The sequence below is a fragment of the Acidovorax sp. NB1 genome, assembly GCF_005405905.1.
Lineage (GTDB): Bacteria > Pseudomonadota > Gammaproteobacteria > Burkholderiales > Burkholderiaceae_C > Acidovorax.
The window spans coordinates 193,855-207,331 of sequence record NZ_BJHU01000016.1; the positions used below are offsets into that span (position 1 = coordinate 193,855).

13 protein-coding genes are annotated in these 13,477 nt (G+C 65.7%); all 13 read left to right on the top strand.

The features are described from left to right. Positions 1 to 6 precede the first annotated feature (6 nt). The 13 genes from AvAM_RS07660 to AvAM_RS07720 all read left to right on the top strand — a co-directional run bounded on the left by AvAM_RS07660 (position 7) and on the right by AvAM_RS07720 (position 13,475). Positions 7 to 693 (top strand): response regulator transcription factor, encoded by a 687-nt coding sequence (locus tag AvAM_RS07660; protein ID WP_137746505.1) that lies wholly within the window; start codon positions 7 to 9, stop codon positions 691 to 693. After that, complete coding sequence (locus AvAM_RS07665; protein WP_137746506.1) at positions 690 to 2,078, top strand: cell wall metabolism sensor histidine kinase WalK; 1,389 nt, start codon at positions 690 to 692, stop codon at positions 2,076 to 2,078. Before AvAM_RS07660 ends, AvAM_RS07665 begins: the two co-directional genes overlap by 4 nt. Positions 2,079 to 2,458: 380 nt before the next feature. Beyond that, entirely contained in the window at positions 2,459 to 3,424 is a 966-nt protein-coding gene (locus tag AvAM_RS07670) for an ABC transporter substrate-binding protein (RefSeq protein ID WP_137746507.1), read from the top strand. A 22-nt stretch (positions 3,425 to 3,446) separates the two neighbouring features. Next, entirely contained in the window at positions 3,447 to 4,295 is an 849-nt protein-coding gene (locus tag AvAM_RS07675) for an ABC transporter permease (protein ID WP_137746508.1), read from the top strand. Next, positions 4,292 to 5,071, top strand: a complete 780-nt coding sequence (locus AvAM_RS07680) for an ABC transporter ATP-binding protein (protein WP_108625319.1) — start codon at positions 4,292 to 4,294, stop codon at positions 5,069 to 5,071. Before AvAM_RS07675 ends, AvAM_RS07680 begins: the two co-directional genes overlap by 4 nt. 19 nt (positions 5,072 to 5,090) lie before the next feature. Continuing rightward, entirely contained in the window at positions 5,091 to 5,900 is an 810-nt protein-coding gene (hutC, locus tag AvAM_RS07685) for a histidine utilization repressor (protein ID WP_137746509.1), read from the top strand. Between the two features lie 201 nt (positions 5,901 to 6,101). After that, complete coding sequence (gene hutH, locus AvAM_RS07690) at positions 6,102 to 7,640, top strand: histidine ammonia-lyase (RefSeq protein WP_137746510.1); 1,539 nt, start codon at positions 6,102 to 6,104, stop codon at positions 7,638 to 7,640. A 40-nt stretch (positions 7,641 to 7,680) separates the two neighbouring features. After that, positions 7,681 to 9,405 carry a urocanate hydratase gene (gene hutU / locus AvAM_RS07695; RefSeq protein ID WP_137746511.1) on the top strand — a complete coding sequence of 575 codons (1,725 nt, stop codon included), beginning with the start codon at positions 7,681 to 7,683 and terminating at the stop codon, positions 9,403 to 9,405. 76 nt (positions 9,406 to 9,481) lie between these two features. Further along, positions 9,482 to 10,258, top strand: a complete 777-nt coding sequence (locus AvAM_RS07700) for an IclR family transcriptional regulator (RefSeq protein ID WP_137746512.1) — start codon at positions 9,482 to 9,484, stop codon at positions 10,256 to 10,258. 32 nt (positions 10,259 to 10,290) lie between these two features. Further along, positions 10,291 to 11,040, top strand: a complete 750-nt coding sequence (locus tag AvAM_RS07705) for a glutamine ABC transporter substrate-binding protein (protein ID WP_137746513.1) — start codon at positions 10,291 to 10,293, stop codon at positions 11,038 to 11,040. Positions 11,041 to 11,066: 26 nt separating this feature from the next. Next, on the top strand, positions 11,067 to 11,735 hold the full coding sequence (locus AvAM_RS07710; RefSeq protein ID WP_137746514.1) for an amino acid ABC transporter permease: 669 nt from the start codon (positions 11,067 to 11,069) through the stop codon (positions 11,733 to 11,735). Then, positions 11,732 to 12,526, top strand: a complete 795-nt coding sequence (locus AvAM_RS07715; RefSeq protein ID WP_283202034.1) for an amino acid ABC transporter ATP-binding protein — start codon at positions 11,732 to 11,734, stop codon at positions 12,524 to 12,526. Before AvAM_RS07710 ends, AvAM_RS07715 begins: the two co-directional genes overlap by 4 nt. A gap of 61 nt (positions 12,527 to 12,587) precedes the next feature. After that, the gene (locus AvAM_RS07720) at positions 12,588 to 13,475 is read left to right on the top strand and encodes a phytanoyl-CoA dioxygenase family protein (RefSeq protein WP_137746515.1); all 888 of its coding nucleotides are present in this window, start codon (positions 12,588 to 12,590) and stop codon (positions 13,473 to 13,475) included. The last annotated feature ends 2 nt before the right edge of the window (positions 13,476 to 13,477 follow it).

Genomic DNA, 13,477 nt, shown 5'->3' on the forward strand with positions numbered 1-13,477 from the left:
TTGCGCATGCAACGCATCCTGCTCATCGACGACGACGCCCAGCTTGGGTCCCCGTTGGCTATCTATTTCCAGCGTTTCGAGCTGGAACTGGTCCATGCCCTCAAGCCCAGCGAGGGGCTTGCCCAGTTGGGGGCTGGGGGTTTTGACGCCGCCATCCTGGATGTGATGCTGCCCGAGATGGATGGCTTCGAGCTGTGCCGCACCATCCGCAAGCATGGCGATCTGCCCATCGTGATGCTCACGGCCCGGGGCGAGGTGATGGACCGCGTGGTGGGGTTGGAGCTGGGGGCGGACGACTACTTGCCCAAGCCGTTTGAGCCACGCGAGCTGGTGGCGCGGCTGCAGACCGTGCTGCGCCGCCGCCGGGGGCCAGGGCAGGGCGCGGCCGTGGGTTCGCTGGAGTTTGACGGGCTCACCATTGACGCCGCCCGCCGCAGCGTGTTGCGCCAGGGCCTGGCCGTGGAGCTGACCGGCACCGAATTTGACCTGCTGCACCTGCTGGCGCGGGAGCCGGGCAAGGTGTTCAGCCGCGACGACATCCTGAACCAGCTGCGCGGCCACGAGGCCGAGCTGTACACCCGCGCCGTGGACATTGTGGTGAGCCGCCTGCGCAAGAAGCTCGAGCCGCTCGACTGCATCAAGACGCTGCGCAACGCCGGCTATTCGCTGGCCCTGCGGCGGGCTGCGCCATGACGCGGCTGCGGGACACACATGCGGCCCACGATCCCCACTGCCCGTGGCACCGCCGCGCGCGGCACGCGGTGGGGCATTCGCTGCGCATCCGTCTGGTGCTGGTGTTCATGGCCCTGGCCGTGACGGTGGCCATCACCTTCATGGGCGGGGTTCAGAAGGCTGTGGCCGTGGGCTGGAAAGAAGCGGCCCGCCCCCTGTTGATGGACTATGTGGATCGGCTGACCGCCGAGATCGGCAGCCCGCCCAGCATTGAGCGCGCCCAGGCCATTGCCGACCGCCTGCCTGTCACCCTGCGCATCGACGGGCCCCAGATCCACTGGGCTTCGCACCCCGATCAGCCGCGCCCCGACTGGATGAGCGACAAATTCCGCAAGCAGGACCACTGGGCGGGCGATGAAAGTGGTCACAACCTGCTGCAGCGCACCACGGCCGATGGCCACCACATCGAGTTTGGCCTGAATGCCCTGTCGTGGGAGAAGCGCCCGCGCATCGCCTGGGGCACGCTCACCGTGCTGCTGCTGCTGACGGCGCTGGCCTATGTGTATGTGCGCCACCTGCTGCGCCCGCTGGACGACATCCGCCAGGGCGCCCAGCGTTTTGGCAACGGCAACTTCGCGCAGCCCATCCCTGTGCGGCATGCCCACCGGCCCGACGAGCTGGGGCAGCTGGCGGCCACCATCAACACCATGGGGGATGACATCCACCAGATGTTGGAGGCCAAGCGTGCCCTGCTGCTGGCCATGAGCCACGAGCTGCGCAGCCCGCTCACGCGTGCCCGGCTGAACACCGAGCTGCTGCCCGAAACGGCCGACGTGGAGGCCCAGCGCCTGGCCCTGTTGCGTGACCTGGGTGAAATGGCGGGCCTCATTACCGACCTGCTGGAGAGCGAGCGCCTGGCCGGGCGCCACGCCGCGCTGCACCGCGAACCCACGGACCTCACAGAGCTGGCGCGCGAGGTGATCGCCGAGCTGGGCTCCCGCCACGCGGGCGCGGCGCAGATCGTGCTGCATGCGCCGCCAGACCTGCCAGCCGTCCGGCTCGACCGTTCGCGCCTGCGGCTGCTGCTGCGCAACCTGCTGGACAACAGCCTGCGCCACAGCGAATCGGCCGCCTTGCCCCCCGAGCTGCACCTGCGGCTGGAGGGCGACCGGCGCGTGGTGGAGCTGGAGGTGCGCGACCACGGCCGGGGCGTGCCCCCCGAACATCTGCCGCACCTGGCCCAGGCCTTCTACCGCCCGGACACCGCCCGCCAGCGCACCACCGGCGGTGTGGGCCTGGGCCTGTACCTGTGCCGCCTGGTGGCTCAGGCGCACGACGGCCAGCTGCACATGCGCAATGCCGAACCGGGCCTGTCGGTCACGGTGCGCCTGCCCGTGGTGGAGTGAGCCTCTGCCCCCAGGAGGGGCGCAGTGTTGTCCCGCTGCCGCCGCCTGCCCGGCAGCGGCCTGCACTGGGGTGGTGCTACGGCCCTTGTGGATCCTTGGCCCGGTGATGGGGGAAGGGTTATGAAAGAAAATGGCCGTTACCGCGCTCTAGTAAGGCGCTTATAGCTATCAATTTGGTAGTAATTTTTTGCTTCTCCTCAGGCCCCGCAGAGTCCGCGTCGCCTGGCCCCGTTTTTGCTCTGTAGAGATCACCTCGCCCGATGATCCGGTTTTGCTGGTGTTTACCCTGTATATACAGGTATGCTCCCGGTGTCATCATGGCGACCGGAACGCAGGTGCGGACCGGCTGGGGTGGTACTTTTTTCAAACAGGAGCAGATGATGACTCGAACGGTTGTGAAATGGACGTCGCTGGCAGCGGCAGCAGCATGTGTGATGGCACTGGCCGCACCGGCCCAGGCGCAGGACACCAAGATTGTGCTGGGCATGTCCGGCTGGACGGGTTTTGCACCACTCACGCTGGCCGACAAGGCGGGCATCTTCAAGAAGAATGGCCTGGATGTGGAGATCAAGATGATCCCGCAGAAGGACCGCCACTTGGCCCTGGCCTCCAAGTCCATCCAGTGCGCCGCCACCACCGTGGAAACACACGTCGCCTGGAACGCCAACGGCGTGCCTATCGTGCAGATCTTCCAGATGGACAAGTCCTACGGCGCCGATGGCATTGCAGTGCGCGGCAACATCAACAGCTTTGCCGACCTCAAGGGCAAGACCATCGGCGTGGATGCGCCCGGCACGGCCCCGTACTTCGGCCTGGCCTGGATGCTCAGCAAGAACGGCATGAGTCTCAAGGATGTGAAGACCACCACGCTGTCGCCCCAGGCCGCTGCACAGGCCTTCGTCGCAGGGCAGAACGACGCCGCCATGACGTATGAGCCGTACCTGTCCACCGTGCGCGAGAACCCCAGCGCCGGCAAGATTCTGGCCACCACGCTCGACTACCCCATGGTGATGGACACCGTGGGTTGCGACCCGACTTGGCTCAAGGCCAACGGCAAGGCTGCACAGGCGCTGGCCACCTCCTACTTCCAGGCGCTCGACATGATCAAGGCCGACCCGGCCAAGTCCAACGAGATCATGGGCGCAGCCGTCAAGCAGACGGGCGAACAGTTCGCCAAGTCGTCGTCCTTCCTGCGCTGGCAGGACAAGGCGGCCAACCAGAAGTTCTTTGCAGGCGAGCTGCAGGCCTTCATGAAGGACGCCACGGCCATCCTGCTGGAGGCGGGCATCATCCGCAAGGCGAATGAAGACCTGAACGTCACCTTCGACGCGAGCTTCATCAAGTAAATAGACGGAAGAAGAACGCGCCATGTCTGCCGTGCAACCCCTGTCCGTTTCTGAGCCAAAAACCGAGCCAAAAGCCCCCGTGCGTCGGCGCTCGCTCGCTCCGCTGGAGCCCGTGAGCAGCCGTGCCCGCTGGATGCTCGGGCTGGCCTTCTTCGTCGTGTTCGTGGCAGTATGGGCGTTCTTCACGCTGGGCGGCTTCGTGTCGCCCACCTTTCTCGCCAGCCCCATCACCATGGCCAAGGAAGGCTGGCTGCTGTTCACCGAATACGGCTTCATCAAAGACATCGGCATGACCATCTGGCGTGTGGTCGGCGGCTTCATCCTGGCTGCCGTCATTGCTGTGCCGCTGGGCATTGCGATGGGCGCGTACAAGGGCATCGAGGCGTTCTTCGAGCCCTTCATCTCGTTCTGCCGCTATCTGCCGGCCTCAGCTTTCATCCCGCTCCTGATCCTGTGGGCGGGCATTGGCGAGGCACAAAAGATCCTGGTCATCTTCATCGGCTCGGTCTTCCAGATCACGCTCATGGTGGCCGTCACCGTGGGCGGCGCGCGGCGCGACCTGGTGGAGGCGGCCTACACGCTGGGCGCGGGCCACAAGGGCATCGTCACGCGGGTGCTGATCCCTGGCGCTGCGCCCGAGATCGCCGAGACCCTGCGCCTGGTGCTGGGCTGGGCCTGGACCTATGTCATCGTGGCCGAGCTGATCGGCTCGTCGAGCGGCATCGGCCACATGATCACCGACAGCCAGTCGCTGCTCAACACCGGCCAGATCATCTTCGGCATCATCATCATCGGCCTCATCGGGCTGGTGTCCGACTTCGCCTTCAAGGCGCTCAACCACCGCCTGTTTGCCTGGAGTTTTGTGCGATGAGCAGCGTATCCATTCAAGCCGTCTCGCGTGTTTTCGAGACCGCCAAGGGCCAGCGCACGCAGGCGCTGCAGCCGGTTGATTTTGAAGTGCGTGACAACGACTTCGTGACCATCCTCGGCCCCTCGGGCTGCGGAAAGTCCACGCTGCTGCGCATCGTCGCAGGGCTGGACCACGCGACCAGCGGCCGCGTGCTGCTGGACGGTGTGCCAGTGGAAGGCCCTGGCGCCGACCGCGGCATGGTGTTCCAGAGCTACACGCTGTTCCCCTGGCTCACCATCGAGCAGAACATCCGCTTCGGCCTGCGCGAGCGGGGCATGCCCGAGGCGCAGCAAAAAGAGCGCGCCGCGTACTTCATCGCCAAGGTCGGCTTGCGCGGTTTCGAGCAGCACTTTCCCAAGCAACTGTCGGGCGGCATGCAGCAGCGCACTGCCATTGCGCGCGCGCTGGCCAACGACCCCAAGATTTTGTTGATGGACGAGCCCTTTGGCGCGCTGGACAACCAGACCCGCGTGCTCATGCAAGAGCTGCTGCTGGGCATCTGGGAGGCCGAGCGCAAGACCGTGCTCTTCGTCACCCACGACATCGACGAAGCCATCTTCATGGCCAACCGCGTGGCGGTTTTCAGCGCCCGGCCTGGCCGCATCAAGACCGAGCTGGCGGTGGACTTGCCGCACCCACGCCATTACACGATCAAGACCAGCCCCGAGTTCATGGATCTCAAGGCGCGCCTCACCGAAGAGATCCGCGCCGAATCCATGGCGGCCGATCTGCACTGATCTGAATGCGTACCAGCCCATGAGCGCCCGTCCTGCCCGCACCGCAGCCGCTGCACCCCGCAGCGCCACGCCTGCCAAGGCTGTGGCCGCCGTGGCTGCTCCCGCGCAGGCCATGGCGCTGTACGAGCAGGTCAAGGACCACATCTCGCGCAAGATCCAGGAGGGCATCTGGCGCGCGGGCGACCGCCTGCCGTCCGAGAACGAACTGGTCACCCAGTTCGGCATATCGCGCATGACGGTGAACCGTGCGCTGCGCGAGTTGGTGGAGCAGGGCCGCATCGTGCGTGTGGCCGGTGTGGGCAGCTTCGTGGCCGAAGACAAGCCCCAATCCACGCTGCTGCAGATAGCCAACCTGGCGAGCGAAATCCGCCAGCGCGGGCACGACTACCGCTGCGACGTGCTCACGGTGGAGCGCACCTCTGCCACGCTGGAGGTTGCCGCCGCGCTGGACCTGCGCACGGGCGAGTCGGTGTTTCACTCGCTGTGCATCCACCGCGAAGACGGCCTGCCCGTGCAACTGGAAGACCGCCACGTCAACCCACGCCAGGTGCCCCAGTTCGCCGCGCAAGACTTCACGCAACTGCAACCTTCCGAATACCTGGTGCGCAACGTGCCCTTCGACCAGATCGAGCATGTGGTCGATGCCGTCATGCCCACCGCCGAGCAGGCCGCGCTGCTGGAGATGTCTCCGCAGGAGCCGTGCCTGCTGCTCACCCGTCGCACCTGGTCGCGCGGCGTGCCGATCACCGTGGTGCGCTGCCTGCACCCCGCCACCCGTTACCGCCTGGGCAGCCGCTTCCGAGCCGACGGCAACCCCGTCGCCGGTTGAATATGAAGCACCCTCTGAGTCGCTTCGCGCCTTCCCCCTCAAGGGGGACGACGCCCTCACTGCGGGGCGGCCCTTGCTCGGCGTCTCTCGCGGGTGCCGTGGCAGTTCCGCCCGCAGTGGGATTGGCTGACAGGATTTGAAGAACAAAGTAACGCTGTTTATTTTTCGCTTGTACCTACTTGTATATACAGGATCAACACCATGGCACTCAACGCATCACCCATCACCCTGCACCCCGGCCGCGTCACGCTGCCTGAGCTGCGCCGCATTCACGCTGGCCCCGTGCAACTGGTGCTGGATGCTTCGGCCCGCGCAGGCCTGCAGCAGTCCCTGGCCACGGTGCAGCGCATCGTCGATGAAGACCAGGTGGTCTATGGCATCAACACCGGCTTTGGCAAGCTGGCCAGCACCAAGATTGCGCACGACCGCTTAGCCGAACTGCAGCGCAACCTGGTGCTGTCGCACAGCGTGGGCACGGGCGACCCGCTGCCCGACGATGTGGTGCGCCTCATCCTGGCGACCAAGGCCGTGAGCCTGGCGCGCGGCCATTCGGGCGTGCGGCCCGAGCTGGTGGACGCCTTGCTGGCGCTGGCCAACGCCAACGTGCTGCCGGTGATCCCGGCCAAAGGGTCTGTAGGCGCATCCGGTGACCTGGCGCCGCTGGCGCACATGGCCTGCGTGCTGATCGGCGAAGGGCAGGCCAAGGTGGACGGCAAGGTGGTGCCGGGTGCCGAGGCCATGCGTTCCATCGGCCTGCAACCGTTTGTGCTGGGTCCCAAGGAAGGGCTGGCGCTGCTGAACGGTACGCAGGTGTCCACCGCGCTGGCGCTGGCCGGGTTGTTTGGCGCGGAGAGCGTGTTTGCAGCTGCGCTGGTCGCGGGCTGCCTGTCGCTCGAAGCCATCAAGGGTTCGGTCAAACCCTTTGATGCACGCATTCACGAGGCACGTGGCCAGGCCGGGCAGATCGCCGTGGCCGCTGCCGTGCGTGCGCTGCTCGACGGCAGCGCCATCGACCCTTCGCACCCGAACTGCGGCCGCGTGCAAGACCCGTACTCCATCCGCTGCGTGCCGCAGGTGATGGGCGCGTGCCTGGACAACCTGCATCACGCCGCGCGTGTGCTGACCATTGAGGCGAATGCGGCGTCTGACAACCCGCTCGTATTCGATAACGGCGACGTAATCTCAGGCGGCAACTTCCACGCCGAGCCCGTGGCTTTTGTGGCCGACATCATTGCGCTGGCCGTGGCCGAGATCGGTGCGATTTCTGAACGCCGCCTGTCTCTGTTGCTGGATCCAGGCCTGTCAGGCCTGCCCGCCTTCCTGATCCTCGACAGCGGCGTGAACTCGGGCTTCATGATTGCGCAGGTGACCGCCGCCGCGCTGGCGGCGGAAAACCAGTGCCTGGCCAACCCCAGCAGCGTGACCAGCCTGCCCACATCGGCCAACCAGGAAGACCATGTCTCCATGGCCACCTACGGCGCACGCCGCCTGGGTGACATGGTGCGCAATGCGGCGGTGATGGTCGGCATCGAGGCCATGGCCGCTGCGCAAGGCATGGAATTCGACCGCACACTGAAATCCTCTCCGCTGATCGAAGCGCAATTCGCCGCCATCCGCGAGCGCGTGGCCTACCTGGAGCAGGACCGTTACCTCGCCCCCGACATCGAAGCCATGCGCGCATGGGCCCAGCAGTCCACCTGGCCTGCAGCGCTCACGCAATGCCTGCCCAGCTTCGCCTGATTTTCTCTACGCATACCCCATTGATTCACAGGAGCCCACCATGAACGCCAACGACGCCATCATCGCCGCCGCCTCCAACACCGACCCCCGCCACGACGCCAGCCGCGTGATCCGCGCGCCGCGCGGCAGCCAGCTCACCTGCAAGAGCTGGCTCACCGAGGCCGCCTACCGCATGATCCAGAACAACCTCGACCCCGAGGTGGCAGAGCGCCCGCATGACCTGGTGGTGTACGGCGGCATCGGCCGCGCCGCACGCAACTGGGAGTGTTTTGACCAGATCCTCGCCTCGCTCAAGGACCTGAATGACGACGAGTCGCTGCTCATCCAGTCCGGTAAGCCCGTGGGCGTGTTCAAGACGCACGCCAACGCACCGCGCGTGCTGCTGGCCAACTCCAACCTTGTGCCCAAGTGGGCCAACTGGGAGCACTTTAGCGAACTGGACCAGAAGGGCCTGTTCATGTACGGCCAGATGACCGCCGGCAGCTGGATTTACATCGGCACGCAGGGCATCGTGCAAGGCACCTACGAGACCTTTGCAGAAGCCGGGCGCCAGCACTTTGGCGGCTCGCTGGCGGGCAAGTGGATTCTCACGGCTGGGCTGGGCGGCATGGGCGGCGCGCAGCCGCTGGCCGCCACCTTTGCGGGTGCGGTGTCGCTCAACATCGAATGCCAGCAAAGCAGCATCGACTTCCGCCTGCGCACGCGATATGTGGACAAGCAGGCGCGTGACATTGATCACGCCATCGAACTCATCCAGCAGCACACAGCCGCCAAGGAGGCCATCTCCATCGCGCTGCTGGGCAACGCGGCCGAGGTGTTGCCCGAGCTGGTCAAGCGTGCCAAGGCGGGTGGCCTGAAGCCCGACCTGGTCACCGACCAGACCTCCGCCCACGACCTCGTCAACGGCTACCTGCCCGCAGGCTGGACGGTGGCGCAGTGGCGCGCCGCGCAGCAGGACGTGGGCCAGCATGAAGTGCTGAAGAAGGCGGCAGCCAAATCCTGCGCCGTGCATGTGCAGGCCATGCTCGACTTCCAGGCCATGGGCATCCCCACGGTGGACTACGGCAACAACATCCGCCAGGTGGCGTTCGACGAAGGCGTGAAGAACGCATTCGACTTCCCCGGCTTTGTGCCCGCCTACATCCGCCCGCTGTTCTGCGAAGGCAAGGGCCCGTTCCGCTGGGTGGCGTTGTCTGGCGACCCAGAAGATATCCGCAAGACCGACGCCAAGATCAAGGAGCTGTTCCCCGAGAACAAACACGTGCACCGCTGGCTCGACATGGCGGGCGAGCGCATCGCTTTCCAGGGTCTGCCCGCACGCATCTGCTGGCTGGGCCTGGGCGAGCGCCACATCGCGGGCCTGGCCTTCAACGAGATGGTGAAAAACGGCGAGCTGAAGGCGCCCATCGTGATTGGCCGCGACCACCTGGACACCGGCAGCGTGTCCAGCCCCAACCGTGAGACCGAAGCCATGAAAGACGGCACCGACGCTGTGAGCGACTGGCCGCTGCTCAACGCGCTGCTCAACACCGCAGGCGGCGCCACCTGGGTCAGCCTGCACCACGGCGGCGGCGTGGGCATGGGCTACTCGCAGCACTCGGGCATGGTCATCGTGGCCGACGGTACGGATGCAGCGGCCGAGCGCCTGGCGCGCGTGCTGGTGAATGACTGCGGCAGCGGCGTGATGCGCCACGCCGACGCGGGTTACGAACTGGCCGTGGAGACGGCCAAGAAGCAGGGCCTGAAGCTGCCTATGGTGAAGTGAGCCGGTGAAAGTGAGGAAATGACAGGGATGTGAAAAAGGGAACTGCATTCCCATTCCGTGGGAATGCAGGGTTTGAATGCCGCAGCAATCCTTTGATACTGAGTCCATGCCCACCCGTGGACCGACCTCCGTTGCCGCCGCTGACCGTGTTCTGCACGTGCTGGCGGTACTGGCGCAGCACGGTCAGCCCATGTCGGCGGCCGAGCTGATGGAGGCCACGGGCCTGGCGCGCAGCACGCTGTACCGGCAACTCGCGCGGCTCAAGCTGTGGGGTTTTGTGCTGGAGAGCAACGGGCACTACGCGCCCGGCCCGCTCAGCCTGCAACTGGCCCTGGGCTTTGACATGGCGTCGCACCTGGTGCACCAGGCACGGCCGGACATGCAGGCGCTGGCCCGCCAGTCCCACGAGAGCGTGGGGCTGGTGGTGGCGGTGAACGACAGCGCGGTCTGCCTGGACATGGTGGACAGTACCCAGGCCCTGCGTTGTTCGTTTGAAAAAGGGCGCAGCGTGCCGCTGCGTGCGGGTGCTTCTGCCAAGTGCCTGCTGGCCCACGTGGCACCTGCTGCACGCAATGCCATTCTGGATCTGCATTACGGAGCAGGCACTGCCGCGCGCCAGGCTGCGCAGACCGAGCTGGAAGGTATTGCCAAGGCGGGCTACGCCGTCAGCTCTGGCGAGGTGGATGCCGGTGTCTGGGGCGTCAGCGTTCCCGTGTTCGGCTCTCCCCGGCAGGCTGCAGGGGCCATCACCCTGATGGCCCCGATCTTGCGAGCCCAAGGGCAAGAGGCCGCGCTCACCGGTATGGCGGTGGTTGCCGCAGCGCGCATCTCCCGCCAGCTCACCCCTCCCTGAATTCCCTCACCCCTCCCCAAGGAGCTTTCCCCATGAACCTTCGTCGCAACCTTCTTCTGGCCAGCCTGGCCGCCGCAGCTTTTTGCACCACGGGTGCACAGGCCCAGGACAACGTCCTGCGTGTGGGCACCGATGCCACGTTCCCACCCATGGAGTTTGTCGAGAACGGCAAGCGCACGGGCTTCGACATCGAGCTGGTGGAGGCGATTGCGAAGACGATGGGCAAGCAGGTCGAGTGGGTGGACATCGACTTCAAGGGCCTGATCCCCGGCCTGATCTCCAAGCGCTTCGACATGGCCGTATCGGCCATCTACATCACCGACGAGCGCAAGAAGGTGGTGGACTTTACCGATTCCTACTACGCCGGTGGCCTGGTGGTGATGGTGAAAGACAACAACACCAGCATTAAGAAGCTGACCGATCTGGACGGCAAGAAAGTCAGCGTGCAGGTAGGCACCAAGTCGGTGGGCTACCTGACCGAAAAATTCCCCAAGGTGCAACGCGTCGAGGTCGAAAAGAACCAGGAGATGTTCAACTTGGTGGACATCGGCCGCGCCGATGCCGCCGTGACCGGCAAACCCGCCGCCTTCCAGTATGTGCGCACCCGCCCAGGCCTGCGTGTGCTCGATGAACAGCTCACCACCGAGGAATACGGCATGGCCTTGCGCAAGGACACGCCCGAGCTGACGAAGGCCGTGAACGGTGCCATCACCAAGCTCAAGGCCGATGGCACCTACGCGGCCATCGTCAAGAAGTGGTTCAGCAACAGCGCTGCCAAGTAAGCCACCCACGGTTGCCGAACTGAGCCATGGAACTCGATTTTTCTCCTGTCTGGGCCGGGGTGCCGCAGCTGCTGGCGGGTGCGCTGGTGACTGTGGAAATCACGGCCGCCTCGCTGCTGCTGGGCTGCGTCATGGGCCTTTTGGTGGGCATTGGCCGCCTGAACCCCAAGCGCCGTGTGGTTTACGCCCTGTGCACTGCCTACGTGGCCGCAATCCGTGGCACGCCGCTGCTGGTGCAGCTGTTCATCCTGTTCTTTGGCCTGCCGCAGTTCGGCGTCTTGCTGCCCGCGTTTGTGTGCGGTGTGATCGGCCTGGGCATCTACTCGGGCGCCTATGTGTCCGAGGTGGTGCGTGGGGCCATCCAGTCCATCGACAAGGGGCAGATGGAGGCTGCGCGCTCTATCGGCATGTCGTCGGGTCTCGCCATGCGCACCGTGGTGCTGCCGCAGGCCGTGGTGCGCATGATTCCGCCGCTGGGCAATGAGTTCATTGCGCTCATCAAGAACTCGGCGCTGGTGTCGCTGCTCACCATCCACGACCTGATGCACGAGGGGCAGAAGATCATCAGCGTGTCATACCGTTCGCTGGAGGTGTACCTCGCGATTGCGGTCGTGTATTTCATCCTCACAGGTGCCACCACGCTGGTGCTGCGCCGGATCGAGTTGCGCCTGCGCGCCGGGGGGATGGTGCAATGAAGAAAGCGTCTGTGATGAATGCGGGGGATGCGTCCACCCAGCCCATGGTGCGGATTCGCGGGCTGCGCAAGGCGTTTGGCAGCCATGTGGTGCTGAACGGCATCGACTTTGACGTGCTGCCGTCGCAGGTGGTGGTGGTCATCGGGCCCAGCGGCTCGGGAAAAAGCACCTTCTTGCGTTGCTGCAACGGCCTGGAGCAGCCCGAGGGCGGCACGGTCGAGATCTGCGGCCGCACGCTGGTGCAGGACGGACGCATGCTGCCCGACCATGACCTCAACGCCCTGCGCGAAGAGGTGGGCATGGTGTTCCAGTCGTTCAACTTGTTTCCGCACCTGTCGGTGCTCGACAACGTCACGCTGGGCCCGCGCAAGCTGCGCGGCCTGTCGCGCAAGGACGCCGAGGAGCGTGCCCAGGCCCTGCTGGCCAAGGTGGGCCTGGCGCACAAGGCCACGGCCATGCCCGCCAGCCTGTCGGGTGGGCAAAAGCAGCGGGTGGCCATCGCCCGCGCGCTGGCCATGGAGCCGCGCGTGATGCTGTTCGACGAGCCCACGTCGGCGCTGGACCCGGAGCTGGTGGGCGAGGTGCTGCAGGTCATGAAGCTGCTGGCCAGCGAAGGCATGACCATGATGGTGGTCACGCACGAAATGGACTTTGCGCGCGAGGTGGGCGATGTGGTGGTCGTGATGGACGGCGGCGGCATCATCGAGGCCGGTGCACCGGCCACCATCTTCACCAACCCCACGCAGGAGCGCACGCGTTCTTTCCTGCAAGCCGTGCTCACGCGCGCCTGAGGCCCGAGGCTGGGAGCGGCGTGGTGCACCATGGTCAACAACTATCAAGGAGACAACCCCGATGCCCCAGCCTTCATCAGCCTTGGACACACCCTTGCAAGCACGCTTTCGGCAGCGTTTGCAGGAGCGCCTGACTGCAGACGACATTGCGCGTTTTGACCGCGATGGCGCCCTCTGCATCAAGCAGCTGCTCACGCCCGATGAAGTCGCACTGCTGCGCGAAGGTATCGACGCCAACCTGGCCGCGCCCAGCCCGCGTGCCAAGGTGGCCAGCCGCCCGGATGACCCGGGCCGGTTCTTCGAGGACTTCTGCAACTGGCAGGACATCCCGCAGTTTGGCCGTTTTGTGCGCGAGACGCCGCTGGCCCTGGCCGCGCAGCGCCTGATGCAGTCGCGCACCGTGCGGCTGTACCACGACCATGTGCTGGTCAAGGAGCCGGGCACGCGCCAGCGCACGCCCTGGCACCAGGACCAGCCCTACTACAACATCGACGGCAAACAGAACATCAGCATGTGGATTCCGGTCGATCCGGTATCCCGCGCTGCGACGCTGGAGTTTGTGGCCGGTTCGCACAAGGGCCCGTGGCTCATGCCGCGCACCTTCATGGACAACCAGGCGAAATGGTTCCCCGAAGGCAGCCTGCAGGACCTGCCCAACGTCGAGGCCGACCGCGATGCCTTCCCCATCGTGGGCTGGGAGATCGAGCCCGGCGACGTGGTGTGCTTCCATATGCTCACGCTGCACGCGGCCGGTGGGGTGGAGGGCCGCAACCGCCGCCGTGTGTTCTCAGTGCGCTTTCTCGGTGATGACACGCGCCATGCGCCCCGGCCCTGGAAGACCTCGCCCGAGTTCCCCGGCCTTGCCGATGAACTGCCCGCCGGGGCTGAGATGAACCACCTGCTGTTCCCGCTGCTGATTGCGGGCGCAGAGCAGACCACGGCCAACTGACG

Excerpts from the sequence above, each read along its gene's own strand:
- AvAM_RS07660 (WP_137746505.1), top strand. The coding sequence starts at position 7 with ATGCAACGCATCCTGCTCATCGACGACGACGCCCAGCTTGGGTCCCCG.
- AvAM_RS07665 (WP_137746506.1), top strand. The coding sequence starts at position 690 with ATGACGCGGCTGCGGGACACACATGCGGCCCACGATCCCCACTGCCCG.
- AvAM_RS07670 (WP_137746507.1), top strand. The coding sequence starts at position 2,459 with ATGACTCGAACGGTTGTGAAATGGACGTCGCTGGCAGCGGCAGCAGCA.
- AvAM_RS07675 (WP_137746508.1), top strand. The coding sequence starts at position 3,447 with ATGTCTGCCGTGCAACCCCTGTCCGTTTCTGAGCCAAAAACCGAGCCA.
- AvAM_RS07680 (WP_108625319.1), top strand. The coding sequence starts at position 4,292 with ATGAGCAGCGTATCCATTCAAGCCGTCTCGCGTGTTTTCGAGACCGCC.
- hutC (WP_137746509.1), top strand. The coding sequence starts at position 5,091 with ATGAGCGCCCGTCCTGCCCGCACCGCAGCCGCTGCACCCCGCAGCGCC.
- hutH (WP_137746510.1), top strand. The coding sequence starts at position 6,102 with ATGGCACTCAACGCATCACCCATCACCCTGCACCCCGGCCGCGTCACG.
- hutU (WP_137746511.1), top strand. The coding sequence starts at position 7,681 with ATGAACGCCAACGACGCCATCATCGCCGCCGCCTCCAACACCGACCCC.
- AvAM_RS07700 (WP_137746512.1), top strand. The coding sequence starts at position 9,482 with ATGCCGCAGCAATCCTTTGATACTGAGTCCATGCCCACCCGTGGACCG.
- AvAM_RS07705 (WP_137746513.1), top strand. The coding sequence starts at position 10,291 with ATGAACCTTCGTCGCAACCTTCTTCTGGCCAGCCTGGCCGCCGCAGCT.
- AvAM_RS07710 (WP_137746514.1), top strand. The coding sequence starts at position 11,067 with ATGGAACTCGATTTTTCTCCTGTCTGGGCCGGGGTGCCGCAGCTGCTG.
- AvAM_RS07715 (WP_283202034.1), top strand. The coding sequence starts at position 11,732 with ATGAAGAAAGCGTCTGTGATGAATGCGGGGGATGCGTCCACCCAGCCC.
- AvAM_RS07720 (WP_137746515.1), top strand. The coding sequence starts at position 12,588 with ATGCCCCAGCCTTCATCAGCCTTGGACACACCCTTGCAAGCACGCTTT.